The following is a 15873-nucleotide window of genomic DNA, read 5'->3' on the forward strand; positions in this document are numbered from 1 at the left end:
CTTTTTGAAGAATAAAGAGGAAATGGAAGTTCCACGGGGAATTGGTTATATTGGGAATTTGGAACAAGAGAGGATCTATCAACATGGAGCAATGGGAATACAGGACGATGAAATATAGGACAGGCGGATTTTTGGGGGGCAAGGTGAATACGGATGACTTTGAAGTGGGATTGAACCTGTGCGGAAGCGAAGGCTGGGAATTGGTTTCCTGCTTCGATACCAACTCTGCGCAAGGCGAATCCCGGGATGTTATTGCCGTGTTTAAACGAAAAAAAGGATCGGCTTTATAAATTAGGGAAAATGACCAGCCCCTGGGCGCACATGCCGCATACAGTATAGGATACGAGCATGAAAGGCAGGGGACCAGAAGTGAAGAGCAACCAAAGAATAAGCAGAAGCAAGCTGACGAAGCATCGGGTCATGTCAAGAGATGCTCGATTGCGCAATGCGCTGCCGGCAACGTATCGGATGAATAAAGCGCGTTTTTTCAGTATGCTGCAAACCTATCGCAGCATCATTGTCAAGCCAACCGGAAAATGGGGCGGCGAGGGCGTCGTTCTGGTGGAAGAGTCCGCTCCCGGCGAGTACAAGGTTCACGTGGAGAAAACCCGGAAAACTTTCTCCACTGGGGAAAGCTTGTATGCTTACGTGAAACAAAAAGTACGCTCTGCCTGTATCGTTCAACGACGGATACGGCTTGCTGCCGTCGGAGGAAGGCCTTTCGACCTGCGGGTTATGGTTCAGCGTCACCGGGAGAAAACGGACTGGAAGGTTACCGGAAAACTGGCTAAAATAGCAGGGAAAGGGTATATCGTCACCAATATCCGGCGAAGCAAAGGGAGAGTGGCCTCTGTCAGCCGCGCCATCCGGCAATCCGACATGAAAACAAAGGATGTTAAAGCGATATGCGGAAAAATCGACCGGATTGCGCTTCGCTCGGCCAAAACGCTGCACGCGTATTATCGCAGCATTGATACGGTGGGGCTTGATATCGGATTGGACCGGAAAGGGCATGTCTGGATCATCGAGCCCAATTTTACTCCGATGATCGGCCTGTTTTTGCATTTAAAAGATAAAAACCAATATCGGCGAATCATGTCCTATCGTCGCGGCCGTGCCGTGACGTAACGGGCGGGCTGGCCGGTAAGCCTCTTTTGGCGAAGGGCTGATGCGTTCATGTGAGATTTCGCATTTGCCCGGTGCCGCTTCATACAGGATTCAAGTATGTCGTGTATGCTGAAGCGGAGAGGTCCAACCGGCGGTTTTGAGGAGTGAGTGGAAGAAATGGGTAATGCCATAAATGGCACGATCGAATGGCTGCTCGATTTTGCGCAGCTGGACGGCTACAACATATTGCTGCTGACGATTCCGCTCGCGATTTTGCAAGGATTTCTCGGCTTTTTTCCTTTTACGACGATCATCATGCTGCACATCTCCGTACTGGGCCTACGCAACGGTCTTATGATGAGCTGGCTGACGGGAACGATTGCATCCATGGTCGCGTTTTATTTTTTTCGTTATATTTTTTCGGGTTGGGTGAACCAAAGGCTGCGGAAAAAGGTTGAGCGCTACGAAAAGTGGCAGGCGTATTTTCAGCGATACGGGGTATGGGCGATCATTTTTCTCCGGACGCTCCCGATCATGCCGAACAGCCTCGTTTCGTTCATGTCTTCCGTCTCGCCGATCAAATCGATTCCATACTTAGTTTCATCGATTTTCGGGAATTTGTCCAACATTTGGCTGTTTGGCATTATCAGCTCCAAAATTTTGATGCCCAAAACCGATATCCGGATGCTCTTGTACACGTACATCGGCTTTTGCGTGCTGCTGTGCGTTCTGTTTTTGGCGCTTCATTCCAAACGGAAAATCAAAACAGCCGGTTCCCGGCCGAAAGAAGGGGACCTGCACGTGTAATGACGCTTGACGAAAAAACGGTCCGTGCCGCCGCGTGCGCCTAGGACCGTTTTTGCTAGCCGGAACGGGACAGAAGTGGGTGAGAAAATAGGGAACCGGCTTGAAAAGGAGGTCGGGGGAAATGTTTTATGTCAATGCCAGAGCCTTTATTGAACGTAAAAAGGAGAACGAGACGGAAATCGTGCTGCAAACCCGAAACAAACCGGGCGAACAGGCGTTAGAACTGCCCGGCGGCAGGCTGGAGTTATTCGAACCGATATTGGACGGATTAAAGCGGGAAGTGTTGGAGGAAACCGGGCTTGCCGTGATCGAAGTCGAGGACGGCCAAAAACGGATCGACACCGCCGGCATTAACGATGACTTTGAGGTGGAGTGTGTAGCGCCGTTTTGCGCCTACCAAACGATTAAAGGGCCGGTCGATTCGATCGGTATGTACTTCATCTGCAGTGCGGAAGGCGAATTGTTGGCGGAAGGCGACGAAACAACAAATTTAATGTGGAAGCCGGTACAAGAAATTGAACGTATGATGAAGGAAAATCCTTTGCAGTTCTCCGATGTGGACCGGGCCGGAATCCTTAATTATTTAAAGCACCGCTTCGGTTCGCGGCTTGTGGAGTAGCAGATGCACGGGAAAAGCGAACGTGATTTGAACAAAATCATCGGTTTATTTCAAGAAGAGATGCAAGAATGTCTGGCCGGAATTTATTTGCACGGCTCGCTGTCGGTGGGATGCTATAATCCCGAAACGAGCGATATCGACCTGCTTGTGATTGCAAAAGATAAACTGGCGGCCGACGCTTACATAAGGATAGCACGCGGACTCCTGGCCATAGACGATGGGCGGTACGGCGAAGGCGGGATTGAAGTCAGCATCGTGTTGGAAACGTATATGCAGAGCTTTGTTTACCCGACGCCTTTCGAATTTCATTATTCGCCGTCGCACCGGGAAAGCTATCGGTCGGATTCTGCCTATGTGTGCGGCGATTTGGAGGATCCGGATTTGGCGGCACATGCCGTAGTTAGCGGAAAAAGACGACCTGCACGTCCATTTAACGGCTCTGATCGATCAGCAGCAGAAGGACGGCGGTGATGGCCGATTCACTGGCAGCCGGTCAGCCCTGCCGGGGAATTGGAGTGGCGCGGCTGGGTGACGGTTGAACGATTGCGAACCTTAAGATCGTACGGAATCATTTAACTCGCAAGCGGTTGTGAAGCCGTAAATATTCGGACCGATAAGGAAAAACAAAGGGGGTATCGCTTCTAGTGGATGAATGCTCGAGCATCATGGGGATTCCCGTGCCGAAAATGACGATGCAGGAAACCGTCGATGCGATCAGCAGGGAAATTACGCAGCATAAAGCGGAGCTGTTTCATGTTATTACGTTAAACCCCGAAATGACGATGGCCTGTCAGCACGACCCGGATTTGCGGCGGATTGTGAATGAAGCGGGTCTGCTCACGGCTGACGGCATCGGAATTATCATGGTATCTCGCCTGAAAGGAAATCCGCTTCCCGAGCGCGTAACCGGCTGCGATTTGCTGGTGGAATTGCTCGAGAAAGCAAATGCCGCATCATGGTCGTTTTATTTGCTGGGTGCGGAGGAGTCTACCAGTCGACAGGCTGCAAAAGCGATTCAAGAAACATACCCCGGGGTAACATTGCTTGGCAGGCACCATGGATATTTTGCCCCTTCGGAGGAGGAACGGATTTTAACCGAAATTCATTCGCTAAAACCCGATGTGCTCATTGTTGCCCTTGGAGCTCCAAGAGCCGAGAAGTGGATTGATCAGCATAAGAACAGACTGAACGCCAAAATCGCCATCGGTGTCGGGGGGAGTCTGGACATCATCGCCGGAAAAGTCAAACGAGCGCCGGTCATGTGGCAGAGGCTGAACGCGGAATGGCTGTTCCGGTTAATCAACCAGCCGTCCCGATGGCGCAGACAGCTGCTGCTGCCCCGTTTTGCTGTACAAGCTTTACGGTATAAAGAAAAATAACGAAATCGGAAGGAGACCTGACTTATGAAATGGAATCTGGCGGGTAAAACCGCGATTGTCACCGGCGGGAGCGCCGGGATCGGACTTGCGACCGCAAAACGTTTGTATGCCGAAGGAGTGAATGTCGTCATTACCGCGCGGGACGAAAAGAAGCTGGCCGAAGCGAAGGCTTCGATTACCGGATTGCGCTCGGCCTCGGATCGTCATTCGGGCGTCGTCGCGGTCAGCGCCGACCTGCGGCAGCCGGATGCGGCGGCGAAAACGGTCGAAGCGGCCATTGCCGGCTTCGGGCGGATCGATATCCTGGTGAACAATGCCGGTGCAGCCAAAGCAGGCGCTTTCCTGCAGCTGTCGGACGAAGATTTTACGGATGCCTGGAGCTTGAAGCTGCTCGGCTATATCCGGATGGTGCGCGCCGTGCTTCCGCATTTCATCGAACGGGGCGACGGCCGAATCGTCAACATCATCGGAACGGCGGGCCGCACGCCTGCCCCGACCTTTTTGCCGGGCGGCACGGCAAACGCCGCGCTGCTTAATTTTACGAAAGGCGTCTCCAAGGAGCTGGCGCAGCACCAAATTCGAATCAACGCGATTTCTCCGGGCCTGACGCTGACGGAACGGGCGGAAACGCTCGCCGTTCAAGAGGCGGCTGCCAAAGGCATTTCGGTAGAACGGCAGAAGGAGGAAGCCGCTGCCGGCATTCCGCTCGGACGTGCCGTGCAGCCGGAGGAAATTGCCGACATGGCTCTGTTTCTCGTCTCGGACCTGGCTGCATCGATCACGGGTACGGAGGTCGTCGTCGACGGAGGCCGCCAGCCGGGATTTTAGACGGAAGACCGCCGGAACGTATCCTTTTACGATCGATGCCTTCGCAGGGCGCGAGGGCTTGCATTTATTTTTCATGCCTGATTTTATCCCAACTGCCGCGCCGGCTGTCTGCCGTGCGCGGCATTTTCATGAGAGGAATAAAAAGGGTATGAGCGTTTTTTGGCGAATACGGTCATAGATCATGCTATCCAGAATATTTTAACTTCGGCATGAAAATTATGGGATTCAGGGAGGGCAAGTGAATGATCGAACAACAGGCAAGCGCGGAAGCGGGGAAAACGGCGGCCCGAACGGGTATCATTGACTGTGACGTGCACCCTTACCCGCGAAATGCGGCGGAAATCCGCTCCTACATGACGATGCCCTGGCGGGAACGGTATAACGGCGGCGGCCGCGGCTTTTACGGCAATCCCGTGCATGGCGACCGTCTGGACGCCAGGCCTTCGCAGGGCGGACCTTCGGGCTCGGACCCGGAGCTGCTCCGCCGGCAGCTTATCGACGAATACGGCTATGCGCATGCGATCCTGATGCCGCGCGCTTTTTGCAATCTGCATCCGGACCCCGACTTCGGAAACGCGATTGCCGCGGCGTTCAACGACTGGCTGGCGGACACTTGGCTTAGCAAATACAATCCTGACAGCGTATTCAAAGGCTCCATAACGGTGAACCCTCAAGACCCGCAGGCGGCGGCGCGCGAAATCGAGCGATGGGCGGGTCATCCGCATTACGTGCAGGTCATGACCGATTCCGGCGCGCGCGCTCCGTTCGGCCAGCGGCAGTATTATCCGATTTACGAAGCCTGCGAGAAGCACGGACTTCCGTTCGCGATTCACCCCGGCACCGACGGGATGGGCATCAACGTGCAGCCGTCCCCGGGTTACCCGACGCATTATATCGAATGGCATACGTGCCTGTCGCTCAGCTTCCAGGCTCACCTGGTCAGCTTCATCACGGAGGGCGTGTTCGAGCGGTTCCCGAATTTTAAAGTCGTGCTGGTCGAAGGCGGCGTTTCCTGGCTGGCTCCGCTCATGTGGCGTCTTGATGCGGAATACAAGGCGCTGCGGTACGAGGTGCCGTGGCTGAAGCGCAAGCCGAGCGAATATTTGCTTGACCATGTGCGGATTACGTCCCAGCCGCTCGAGCGGCCGGACAACGACAAGCATCTGCTTCAAATCTTCGACATGATGGACGCGGAGCGGATCCTGATGTTTTCCAGCGATTACCCGCATTGGGATTTCGATTCTCCGACCCGCGCTTTTCCAAAGCTGCCGGAATCGATGCACCGGCGGATCTTTTACGAGAATGCGCGCGAATTTTACAACCTATAGGGGGAGATTCGAATGGGCAAACACGTGGTCGGCACCGTTGCCGAATTTCCGTCAGGCGCTCGGAAGCTAGTCGTTCTGGAAGGACGCCCGGTCGGCGTATTCAATGTGAACGGCACGTTCTATGCACTTAGAAACACCTGTCCCCATCAAGGCGCGCCGCTCTGCGCCGGCACCGTGACCGGCATGACCCTGGCTTCCGAGCCCGGCGAATATTTGTACGGCCGGGAAGGGGAAATCGTCCGCTGTCCGTGGCACGGATGGGAATTCGACATCACGAGCGGCAAATCGATTTTCGATCCGAACAAATGCCTGGTGAAATCGTATGAAGTGACGGTCGAGGTACCGGTCGAGACCGAGGACCTTTCGTCCGAGGAGCCTCCTTCCGTGGAGACATATCCCGTTTCCGTCGAATCCGGCAGCGTCGTCGTTCATTTATGAACGGCGGCGCCGGCATCCATCAAGAGAGTCGCGAAATTTCGCGGCTTTTTTGATCTACCGGTAAGATTGCCTTTTCACGCTGCCGGCTCGCAAAGGTCCGCCTATCTGAACCTGCATGTTCCAAATATATCTGCACAGATCCAAAAATAATGAAATTGTTGGCAGGCGGTGAAATCCCTATACTTAAAAGACATCTAACGGAGGTGAAGCTAACGTGACGGACAGCGAAAGCAGAACCAAAAACGCGCTGGTAACCGGAGGAAGCTTGGGGATCGGCAGAGGGATTGCACTAGCCCTGGCTGAAACCGGTTACAATGTGGCGATCAGCCACCTGAACGAGCCGGAGGAAGCCGCGAAGGTTGCAGACACGATTCGGGAGCGATACGGCCGCTCTTGCTTCGTGTTCCAGGGCGATCTGACGCAGGAGGATACGCCGGCGCGGCTGGCGCGGCAGGCAATCGACGCGCTGGGCGACGTTCATGTGCTGGTGAATAATGCGGGCATCACCATCATGAGCCCGCTCGTGGACATGGACCCGGCCCGGATGGACGCGCTGTATCGGCTCAATTACCGCGCGCCGCTCGTGCTGATGCAGATGATCGGCCGGCACATGATCGAGCGGACCATTCGCGGCAGCATCATCAACACCGCCTCGACCCGCGGAGAACGGGCGTATCCCGCCGATTCCGTATACGGCGGACTGAAGGCGGCGCTGATCCGTTCCGTCCAGTCGATTGCGCTGGAGCTTGCGCCTTACGGCATCCGGGTCAACTGCATCGCCCCGGGCGCCATTCAGGTACGCGAGGCGCGAAGCGAGCATTACGCCAGGCTCGGGGAGCGGATTCCGCTCGGCCGGGCGGGGACGCCGGCGGATATTGGAGGAGCCGCCGTATGGCTGGCATCGGACGCTTCTTCGTATGTGACGGGAACGACGATCCGGGTGGACGGCGGACTTATTTTGCCGGGCATGCCGGAGCGGACGGACACGGGCTCGGGAGCAAGCACAGGGGCAGGAACGGCGGCAGGAGCAGCTCAAGGCTGGGGAAGCCCAAACAAATAAGGAGATGATCGTTTATGAGCGAATTGAAAATTACGGATGTTAAAGCCATCCTGACGGCGCCGGACGGCATCAATTTGGTCGTCGTCAAAATCGAGACGAACGAACCGGGCCTGTACGGCCTCGGCTGCGCGACGTTTACGCAGCGTTATTTGTCCGTCAGGTCCGCCGTCGAGGATTACATGAAGCCGTTTCTGATCGGGAAGGATCCGCAGCGAATCGAGGATATTTGGCAGACCGCGATGGTGAGCTCTTATTGGCGGAACGGGCCGGTGCTGAACAATGCGATTTCCGGCGTCGATATGGCGCTGTGGGATATCAAGGGAAAAATGGCCGGCATGCCGGTTTATCAGCTGCTCGGCGGCAAATGCCGCGAAGCCGCTGCCGTGTACCGCCATGCGGACGGCCGGGACGCCCGCGAGGTGGAGGACAACGTCAGGCGTTATATGGAGCAGGGGTACCGTTATATCCGGTGCCAGATGGGCGGGTACGGCGGGCGAAACCATATTATCCATGCTCCTGAAAACGCGCAGCCGGGCGCCTATTACGATCCGGACACCTATGCACGAAGCGTTCCGGCGCTGTTCGAGCATATTCGTACCGCCATCGGCTTCGAGATTGAAGTGCTGCACGACATTCACGAGCGGGTATCCCCGATCGAAGCGGTGCGCATGGCGAAAGCGCTCGAGCCGTACCGGCTCTTCTTCCTGGAGGATGCGCTTCCTCCGGAGCAGATCGAATGGTTCCGTACGATTCGCGCGCAGTGCGCCGTTCCGATCGCCATGGGTGAGCTGTTCGTGCACCCGAACGAGTGGACCGGCCTGATTGCGGAAAAGCTGATCGACTTTATCCGCTGCCATATCAGCGCGATCGGAGGCATAACGCCGGCCCGGAAGCTGGCTGCGCTCTGCGAGTCGTTCGGCGTGCGTACGGCATGGCACGGCCCGGGCGACGTCTCGCCCGTCGGACATGCGGCCAACGTGCATCTCGATTTGGCCGTGCCGAATTTCGGCATCCAGGAATGGAACGGCTTCTCGGACCGGATGAAGGAGGTTTTCCCGGGCTGTCCGGAAATCCGGAACGGTTACGTCTACGTGAATGACAAGCCCGGACTCGGCGTCGATCTCAACGAGGAATTGGCGGCCAAATTCCCGTGCGGCACAGAGCTGCCGAAGTGGACGCTCGCCCGCATTACCGACGGTACGTCCGTCCGGCCCTAAGCGGCCGGACTGCACCACCACGCCGCATCCGCGCACATTCTGCCCTGCGTGCGGTGCGGCGTAAAAAAATCTCGCTCCGAAAGAAGAGCCGATGCTTCCATCGCTGATTTTGCTGCACGAAATGAATGCAAGGCCATCAATGCCATATTTTTTGAGAGGACGGAACCAACGTGAAAATAACGAAAATCGAACTGATTCATGTGCGGCCCCGCTGGTCGTTTCTGAAAATGACGACCGACGAAGGCCTCGTCGGCTGGGGAGAGGCGATTGTCGAAGGCAGATCGCGCACGGTGGAGATGGCCGTCAAAGAGCTGGAGCCCGTGCTGATCGGGCAGGACCCGCGTCGCATCGAGCATTTGTGGCAGTCCATGTACCGCGGCGCCTTTTATCGCGGCGGCCCGGTGTTGACCAGCGCGATCAGCGGCGTCGAGCAGGCGATGTGGGACATTCTCGGCAAATCGCTCGGCGTGCCGGTCTATCAGCTGCTCGGCGGCGCGGTGCGGGACCGGGTGCGCATCTACTGCCACGTCGGCGGCGGAACGCCGGAGGAAGCGCGCCAGAGCGCCAAAGCGGCGGCGGAAAAGGGCTTCACCATGGTGAAGACCGGCTTGAACGGCAAAGCACGGTTGACGGAGCCGCCAAGCTTTATCCGGCAGCAGGTAGAGCGCATCGCGGCGATCCGGGAAGCAATCGGCCCCGATTGCGAGCTCGGCATCGATTTTCACGGAAAAATCGCTCCTGCGCTTGCCATTCAGCTGATCAAGGAGCTGGAATACTTGAAGCCGGCCTATATCGAGGAGCCCTGCCTGCCCGAAAACGTGGACGCGCTCCTTCAAATCGCGCGGTCGACGCATCTCCCGATCGCCACCGGCGAGCGGCTGTTTACGAAATGGGGCTTCCGCGAGGTGCTGGAGAAGCAGGCGGCGGCGATCGTCCAGCCGGATCTTGCGCACTGCGGCGGCATCCTGGAAGGGAAGAAAATCGCCGCGATGGCGGAAACGTATTTTGCCGCGATCGCGCCGCACAATCCGCTGGGCCCGGTCAATCTGGCCGCCAGCATCCAGCTGGACGCCTGCGTCCCCAATTTCCTCGCCCAGGAGCATGTCACGCTCGGCGAAGGCTATTTGCGCCGGCCGTTCGAGGCGAAGGGCGGGTATATCGAGCTGCCGACGGCCCCGGGTCTCGGCATCGAAATCGACGAGGAAGCCATTCAAGAGAAAATTTACTCCGGAGATTGGGATACGCCCAGATGGTTTCATGACGACGACGGCTCCGTTGCGGACTGGTAAACGTTAATCGTAAGGAGGGAGAAGCTTGCAGTCAACCGATCGAACGGTCATCGTGACCGGAGGCGCGGCGGGAATCGGCCAAGGCATCGCCCAGTGCTTTGCCGAAGAAGGTTCCCGCCTTCTTATTGCGGATTGGGACGAAGAAGCCGGCAACCGGTTTTGCAAGGAGCTTCAGGACGGCGGCAGGGATGCCGTATTCATCCGGACGAACGTCGGCGAAGAACGCGATCTCGACCGGATCGTCGAGACGGCGCTTGCCCGCTGGGGCCGGATCGATGTTCTGGTCAATAATGTCGGCACGCATCTTTACAAGCCGATGCTGGATATTTCCGCCGACGATTTCGACAGGGTCATCGCAACCGATCTGCGCGGGCATTGGCTGCTCAGCCGCAAGGCGATGCCGGCTATGATCAGCAGCGGCTCAGGCGCCATCGTACATATTTCGTCCGTCCATGCCTGGGCGACGCGGCCAAACTTTTCCGTTTACGCCGCCGCGAAGGGCGGCATCGTATCGATGGCGAGGGCGATGGCGCTCGAATGCGCGCCGCACGGCATTCGCGTCAACACCGTGCTGCCGGGCTACACGATTTCGTCCAGGCTGCAGCAGCGGCTGAACGAAATGCCCGCCGAAGAGCATGAGGCCTTCCTGAGCAAGCAGGCGTACAACATTCCGCTCGGCCGGCTGGCGCTGCCGCAGGACATCGGGCATGCCGTCGTTTTTCTGGCGAGCGGCAAAGCCTCGTTCATCACAGGCGCCTGCCTAGCCGTGGACGGAGGCGAAACGATTCACCTCGATTTCTAACAAGTTATACGGTCGTTTTGCCGCAATGAAGCGGGCGGCAGCCGATTCTTTCAAAAGCTGAAAATATCGGAAGAAATCAAAAGTTTAGCTCGTTCATAATCCTCCTCCGAAACGGTATGATGAACATGAACTTTCGGCCGAAGTTCGACCATGAGGAGGGGGAAATGAAATGCGACGAATGGGACGAAACGCCGTCATCTCCGCGGTTGTCATTGTCTGTCTGATCTTTGTAAGCGCTTGCGGATCGAACGGCGGCGGCAATTCCGGCTCAAGCGACGGAACGGCCGGCAATGCCGGTGAGAAGCCGCAGGGGTCGGGCAGTGCAGGCAAAGGCGGCCCGGTGACGATCAAGCTGACGTTTACCTCCGGCGAAATTTCCAAGGAACAGATCGCCGAATTCGAGAAAGCGAACCCGGGCATCAAAATCCAGCAGGTTGATGCCGACTATAACAAGCTGATGACGATGGTGGCGGCGGGCAGCGCGCCGGACATCATCCGGATTTACGCGGCGACCGAGCTTCCGAACTACGTAATGAAAGGCCTTGCGATGGACCTTACGCCAAGGTTCGCAGCGAGCAGCGTCTTCAAGGAAGACGATTACCTGCCGGTCGTCAATCTTTACAAGTACGATACGGCCAGCGGCAAGCAGGGAATCGGGGACATTTACGGTTTCCCCAAAGACTGGTCGCAGGATTTCACGCTTTTTTACAACAAGCAAATTTTCCAGAAAGCAGGCATTCCGCTTCCGAGCTCCACCGAGCCGATGACCTGGACCGAACTGCTCGATCTTGCGAAAAAGCTGACCAAGAAGCAGGGCGACAAGGTGTCGCAGTACGGTCTTGTGTATTACAACGGGAACACGGCGCTCAACCAGGATTTGCTGCTGCTGCAGCTGGCCCAAGAAGGGAGCAGCATCTACTCCGACGATTTCGGCAAAGCCGACTTGAACAAGCCGGAAGTGAAAAATCTGATGAACTACTGGCTCGATGCCGTCAAATCCGACGTCGGCCCGAATCCGCTCAATCAGGATACGACGTTTTCCGGCGACCTTTTTGTTAACGGCAGCGCGGCCATGATGATCTCGGGCTACTGGTTTACGGGCCTGCTGCGCGGCGACGAGAAGGCGAAAACGCACCTGAACGATTTCGGCATGGCGCCCGCTCCGGTCATGGAGGGCGGAACGCGGATGTCGCCGACGGGAGCGGCGGCGGGCGGCATCATTTACAGCAAAACAAAGCATCCGGACGAAGCGTGGAAGGTGTTCGAATGGTTCCTTGGCGGCAAGCCGGCCGACGACCGCGCGAAGAGCGGCTGGGGACTGCCGGCGACGAAATCGAGACTCGCGCTCCTGCCGAATACGACGGAGTTCGATAAATCGACGCTTGCATTCGTCAATAACGAGCTGAAGTACGCGGACAAATTTATCGGCTACAATCCGTACATTTCGGCGCAGGCGGCAGCCTCGCTGTTCGACAAGCATTTCTCGCCGGTATATTTCGGCAAATCGACGGTGGATGAAGCGGCATCCAAAATCACCAACGATATGAATGTGCTGATCCAGGAAGGCAAAGACGTTCTGGGCCTCCAGTAGCCGGGAACCGTGCGAAGGAGGAACGAAAATATGTCGAACCAGCCTGCTGCGGTTTCTCTCGAACGGCACGCAAGCCGCAAGCGCAAGATGCGCAAATCCGTCAGGGAAGCCATCGAATTTTACTGTTTTGTATCGCCATGGTTCATTATTTTTATTTTGCTCGGCCTCATTCCGCTGCTGTACGGGCTGTACTTAAGCTTCACGAATTTCACCGGCTTCAACAGCGGACATTTGCGGTTCGTAGGCTTCCGGAATTACGACCGCATCTTCACCGATTCGGATTCCATCTACGCCCTCGGCAGGACGTTCTTCATTACGGCGGTCAACGTGCCCCTCGGCATGATACTCGGCTTCCTGATCGCGGTGCTGCTCAACAATTCGGTGAAAGGCGTCGGCATATTCCGGACGATCTTCTACCTGCCGTCGATCATTCCGGCGGTGGCCGTCGGCCTGCTGTGGCGGAACCTGCTGGCGAAAGGGAACGGGCTGATCAACGAGCTGCTCGGCCATCTGGGCATTCCGGCGGTCGACTGGCTCGGCTACGACCATGCGACGCTGTCGCTCATCATTCTGCTCATGTGGGGCAGCGGCGGCGGCCTGATCATCTATCTCGCCGGGCTGAAAAGCGTGCCGAAGGAGCTGTACGAATCGGCGGAAATCGACGGCGCTTCTGCGGTTCAGCGGTTTCGCGGCATAACGATTCCTCTGATGACGCCGGTGCTGTTCTTCAACCTGATCATGGGCATTATCGGTTCGCTGCAAATTTTCGTTCAGCCGATTATGCTGACGCAGGGCACGAACGGCCTGCTCAATACGCCGCTCAAGCCGAACTACCTGTATCTCGTGCACGCGTTTCAGCAAATTTTCGCCTTTCAGCGGTACGGATACGGACTTGCGCTGCTGTGGCTGCTGTTCGTGATCATCCTCGTTTTCACTTTGGTCGTGTTTAAAACGAGCCGGTACTGGGTCCACTACGAAGTGGACCAAGAGGGGAGGTAGCGGACGATGGTGAACACAGGCATCAACCGGCCGTCCGTCAGAGCCGCGCTGTACGTCGTCCTGATCCTGCTGTCTCTGCTGTTTTTCCTGCCGGCGTTCTGGACCTTCACGAATTCGCTGCAAAAGATCAACTCGCTGCCGACGTTCCTGCCGACCGAGTTCCATTTCGAGAATTACCGGCTGGCGGTTACGCTGATCGATTTCTGGACCTATACGCGAAATTCGGTCATTATCACCGGCATCTCCGTCGTGCTGACGCTGTTCTCCAGCGCCTTCGTCGGCTATGCGTTCGCCAGGCTGCAGGCGCCGGGAAAAAAATATTTGTTCCTGTTCGTCCTGTCGACCATGATGCTGCCGGGGATCGTCACGCAAATTCCGACGTACATCCTGTTCAAGCAGATCGGGCTGACCGGCACGTTCATCCCTTGGGTGCTGTGGGGAATTGGCGGGTCGCCGTTCAATATTTTCCTGTACCGCCAGTTTTACGCCTCGTTCCCGAAGGAGCTGGAGGAAGCGGCGAGAATCGACGGATGCTCCACATTCCGGATTTTCTGGAACATCTTCGTCCCGTTGTCCGTCCCGATTATCGCCACGATTGCGATTATGGCGTTCAACTTTCATTGGGGAGCGGATTACCTGACGCCGTTCATGTTCCTGACGGAGGATAAATACCCGCTTGTGACGGCGCTCGCCTCCGTCGGCTATACGTACCCGGAAAATCCGAACGTGGAGCTCGTCCAGGTCGCCAACGCCGCCCTGATTCTGTTCATCATTCCGATCGTCGTCATCTTCTTCATCGGGCAGCGCTATCTGCTGGAGGGTGTGCTTTCCTCGGCCGTGAAAGGGTAATGGCATGGTTGTTCCGCGCATAAAATAAGATTCCCTCGGTCTGCCCTTCGGCAGGCCCGGGAATCTTCTATTTTTGATCGGTCGAAAAGGTAACGATTCGCCTTGCTTTCGCTATAGATCTAAGGGAAGAAGCTTGTTCCGCCGCCGATAGACGGCGCAGCCGTTCTTCTTGAAGGGGGATTCCGATGCACGGTTATAAGCTGATGATCGTCGACGACGAGCCGGAAATTCGCGAAGGGCTCGGGGCTTTCGATTATTCGGAGCTCGGCATCGAGCTTGCGGGCTGTTATGAAAACGGTATCATTGCCTATCAGCGCATCCAGAAGGAACCCGTCGACGTCGTGGTCACCGATATCCGTATGCCGCTGATGAACGGACTCGAGCTGATCGAACGGATCCGCAAAGAATTCGGTTATATCCAGACGATTATGCTGACCGGGTACGACGATTTTGAATACGCGAGAAAAAGCCTGCAAAACGGCGCCGTCGATTACTTGCTCAAGCCGATTGATTTCCACGAGCTGAAGGCCTCGCTTGCGAAAGCGGTCGGCGTGCTGAACGAGCGGCAGCAGACGCGGCTGCGAAGCACGATTCTGGAGCGAAAAGCGAAGCTGCTGGCCAAATATCTCCGGCACTGCTTTCTGACCGAGCTGATGAACCGCCCCCTGACGCCCGACGAAATCGAGGAGGGCTGCAGCTCCGGCGAGCTGCTGCTGGACGGCGGCCGTTATACCGTTGCGGTTCTGCGGTTGGATGCGGCGATGGCAGCCGCCGGACCGTATACTGGAAAGGACTGGAATTTGATCGTCTTCACGCTGGACAACATCCTGACGGAAATTTGGGATGACCATTACGGCTATCATACGGTCGACCGGAAGAACGGCAGCTGTTTTCTGCTTGCCGCGAATCCCGAGGTGCAGTCCGAGCCCGGGCGGATGATCGCGATTTTGCAATCGATCCGTAAGGAAATGCTGCGCTTCCGCGGACTGCTGCGTTCGACGGTGTCGATCGCCGTCGGGCCTGAAGTCGGCACGCTGGGCGAGCTTCCGTTCTCGCGCAGCTGCGCCGAATCGCTGCTGGGCGAAACACCGGATACCGAGGCGGAGTACCGGTCCGGCATGCCGGGCGTCAAGCCAGCCGCAGAGCCGGACGCGGGAGCGGAATCGCAGATCGGCAGGCCGGACGATCCGCCCGCAGCCGAATCGCCCAAAAGCCTGATCGTCGAAGAGGCGAAAAAGTACATCCGCCTGCATTACGAACGGTCGATTACGCTGCGGGACGTCGCGGATAGCGTCCACGTCAATCCCACCTACCTCAGCTGGCTGTTTAAAAAAACCGAAGGCTTAAGCTTCGTGTGTTATTTGACGGACTGCCGGCTGAACCATGCGAAGCGGCTGCTTGCGGACCCGCAGTACAAGGTGTACGAGGTCGGGGAAATGGTCGGCTACGAGAATCCCCGCTATTTCTGCGAAATTTTCAAAAAAAATACGGGGAAGACCCCGCAGGAATACCGGAACCGGCTCCTGACGGCTTCGCTTCCGCTTCATTGACGGGGCGATC

At 56.8% G+C, this 15873-nt stretch carries 17 protein-coding genes; all 17 read left to right on the top strand.

What is annotated here, in order from left to right; translation table 11 throughout:
* Window positions 1-83: 83 nt before the first annotated feature.
* The 17 genes from PD282_RS11890 (at window position 84) to PD282_RS11970 (ending at window position 15863) form a co-directional block, all read left to right on the top strand.
* Window positions 84-290: a DUF4177 domain-containing protein gene (locus PD282_RS11890; RefSeq protein WP_274650890.1), complete on the top strand. Its 207-nt coding sequence runs from the start codon at window positions 84-86 to the stop codon at window positions 288-290.
* A 79-nt stretch (window positions 291-369) separates the two neighbouring features.
* Window positions 370-1128 carry a YheC/YheD family protein gene (locus PD282_RS11895; protein ID WP_274650891.1) on the top strand — a complete coding sequence of 253 codons (759 nt, stop codon included), beginning with the start codon at window positions 370-372 and terminating at the stop codon, window positions 1126-1128.
* Between the two features lie 156 nt (window positions 1129-1284).
* Window positions 1285-1914, top strand: coding sequence for a TVP38/TMEM64 family protein (locus PD282_RS11900; protein WP_274650892.1), 630 nt, complete (start codon window positions 1285-1287; stop codon window positions 1912-1914).
* A gap of 121 nt (window positions 1915-2035) precedes the next feature.
* Window positions 2036-2533 (top strand): NUDIX domain-containing protein, encoded by a 498-nt coding sequence (locus PD282_RS11905; protein WP_274650893.1) that lies wholly within the window; start codon window positions 2036-2038, stop codon window positions 2531-2533.
* A 3-nt stretch (window positions 2534-2536) separates the two neighbouring features.
* A complete protein-coding gene (locus PD282_RS11910) occupies window positions 2537-3004 on the top strand; it encodes a nucleotidyltransferase domain-containing protein (protein ID WP_274650894.1) in 468 nt (155 codons plus the stop codon).
* Between the two features lie 173 nt (window positions 3005-3177).
* On the top strand, window positions 3178-3912 hold the full coding sequence (locus PD282_RS11915) for a WecB/TagA/CpsF family glycosyltransferase (protein WP_274650895.1): 735 nt from the start codon (window positions 3178-3180) through the stop codon (window positions 3910-3912).
* 24 nt (window positions 3913-3936) lie between these two features.
* Window positions 3937-4740: an SDR family oxidoreductase gene (locus PD282_RS11920; protein WP_274650896.1), complete on the top strand. Its 804-nt coding sequence runs from the start codon at window positions 3937-3939 to the stop codon at window positions 4738-4740.
* Between the two features lie 242 nt (window positions 4741-4982).
* Window positions 4983-6068, top strand: a complete 1086-nt coding sequence (locus tag PD282_RS11925) for an amidohydrolase family protein (RefSeq protein ID WP_274650897.1) — start codon at window positions 4983-4985, stop codon at window positions 6066-6068.
* Between the two features lie 12 nt (window positions 6069-6080).
* On the top strand, window positions 6081-6506 hold the full coding sequence (locus PD282_RS11930; protein ID WP_274650898.1) for a Rieske (2Fe-2S) protein: 426 nt from the start codon (window positions 6081-6083) through the stop codon (window positions 6504-6506).
* Between the two features lie 214 nt (window positions 6507-6720).
* The gene (locus PD282_RS11935; RefSeq protein WP_274650899.1) at window positions 6721-7566 is read left to right on the top strand and encodes an SDR family NAD(P)-dependent oxidoreductase; all 846 of its coding nucleotides are present in this window, start codon (window positions 6721-6723) and stop codon (window positions 7564-7566) included.
* 14 nt (window positions 7567-7580) lie between these two features.
* Window positions 7581-8783: an enolase C-terminal domain-like protein gene (locus tag PD282_RS11940; RefSeq protein WP_274650900.1), complete on the top strand. Its 1203-nt coding sequence runs from the start codon at window positions 7581-7583 to the stop codon at window positions 8781-8783.
* A gap of 170 nt (window positions 8784-8953) precedes the next feature.
* Window positions 8954-10072: a galactonate dehydratase gene (dgoD, locus tag PD282_RS11945; RefSeq protein WP_274650901.1), complete on the top strand. Its 1119-nt coding sequence runs from the start codon at window positions 8954-8956 to the stop codon at window positions 10070-10072.
* Window positions 10073-10097: 25 nt separating this feature from the next.
* The gene (locus PD282_RS11950) at window positions 10098-10874 is read left to right on the top strand and encodes an SDR family NAD(P)-dependent oxidoreductase (protein WP_274650902.1); all 777 of its coding nucleotides are present in this window, start codon (window positions 10098-10100) and stop codon (window positions 10872-10874) included.
* 169 nt (window positions 10875-11043) lie between these two features.
* Window positions 11044-12465 (top strand): ABC transporter substrate-binding protein, encoded by a 1422-nt coding sequence (locus PD282_RS11955; RefSeq protein WP_274650903.1) that lies wholly within the window; start codon window positions 11044-11046, stop codon window positions 12463-12465.
* Between the two features lie 30 nt (window positions 12466-12495).
* Window positions 12496-13464, top strand: a complete 969-nt coding sequence (locus tag PD282_RS11960; RefSeq protein WP_274650904.1) for a carbohydrate ABC transporter permease — start codon at window positions 12496-12498, stop codon at window positions 13462-13464.
* Window positions 13465-13470: 6 nt separating this feature from the next.
* Entirely contained in the window at window positions 13471-14313 is an 843-nt protein-coding gene (locus PD282_RS11965) for a carbohydrate ABC transporter permease (protein WP_274650905.1), read from the top strand.
* Window positions 14314-14498: 185 nt separating this feature from the next.
* Window positions 14499-15863, top strand: coding sequence for a response regulator transcription factor (locus PD282_RS11970; protein WP_274650906.1), 1365 nt, complete (start codon window positions 14499-14501; stop codon window positions 15861-15863).
* Window positions 15864-15873 lie beyond the last annotated feature (10 nt).

The sequence above is a fragment of the Paenibacillus humicola genome, from assembly GCF_028826105.1.
Taxonomy (GTDB): domain Bacteria; phylum Bacillota; class Bacilli; order Paenibacillales; family Paenibacillaceae; genus Paenibacillus_Z; species Paenibacillus_Z humicola.

Coding starts and splice junctions, on each gene's coding strand:
- PD282_RS11890 (WP_274650890.1), top strand. CDS start 84: ATGGAGCAATGGGAATACAGGACGATGAAATATAGGACAGGCGGATTT.
- PD282_RS11900 (WP_274650892.1), top strand. CDS start 1,285: ATGGGTAATGCCATAAATGGCACGATCGAATGGCTGCTCGATTTTGCG.
- PD282_RS11905 (WP_274650893.1), top strand. CDS start 2,036: ATGTTTTATGTCAATGCCAGAGCCTTTATTGAACGTAAAAAGGAGAAC.
- PD282_RS11910 (WP_274650894.1), top strand. CDS start 2,537: ATGCACGGGAAAAGCGAACGTGATTTGAACAAAATCATCGGTTTATTT.
- PD282_RS11920 (WP_274650896.1), top strand. CDS start 3,937: ATGAAATGGAATCTGGCGGGTAAAACCGCGATTGTCACCGGCGGGAGC.
- PD282_RS11925 (WP_274650897.1), top strand. CDS start 4,983: ATGATCGAACAACAGGCAAGCGCGGAAGCGGGGAAAACGGCGGCCCGA.
- PD282_RS11930 (WP_274650898.1), top strand. CDS start 6,081: ATGGGCAAACACGTGGTCGGCACCGTTGCCGAATTTCCGTCAGGCGCT.
- PD282_RS11940 (WP_274650900.1), top strand. CDS start 7,581: ATGAGCGAATTGAAAATTACGGATGTTAAAGCCATCCTGACGGCGCCG.
- PD282_RS11955 (WP_274650903.1), top strand. CDS start 11,044: ATGCGACGAATGGGACGAAACGCCGTCATCTCCGCGGTTGTCATTGTC.
- PD282_RS11960 (WP_274650904.1), top strand. CDS start 12,496: ATGTCGAACCAGCCTGCTGCGGTTTCTCTCGAACGGCACGCAAGCCGC.
- PD282_RS11965 (WP_274650905.1), top strand. CDS start 13,471: ATGGTGAACACAGGCATCAACCGGCCGTCCGTCAGAGCCGCGCTGTAC.
- PD282_RS11970 (WP_274650906.1), top strand. CDS start 14,499: ATGCACGGTTATAAGCTGATGATCGTCGACGACGAGCCGGAAATTCGC.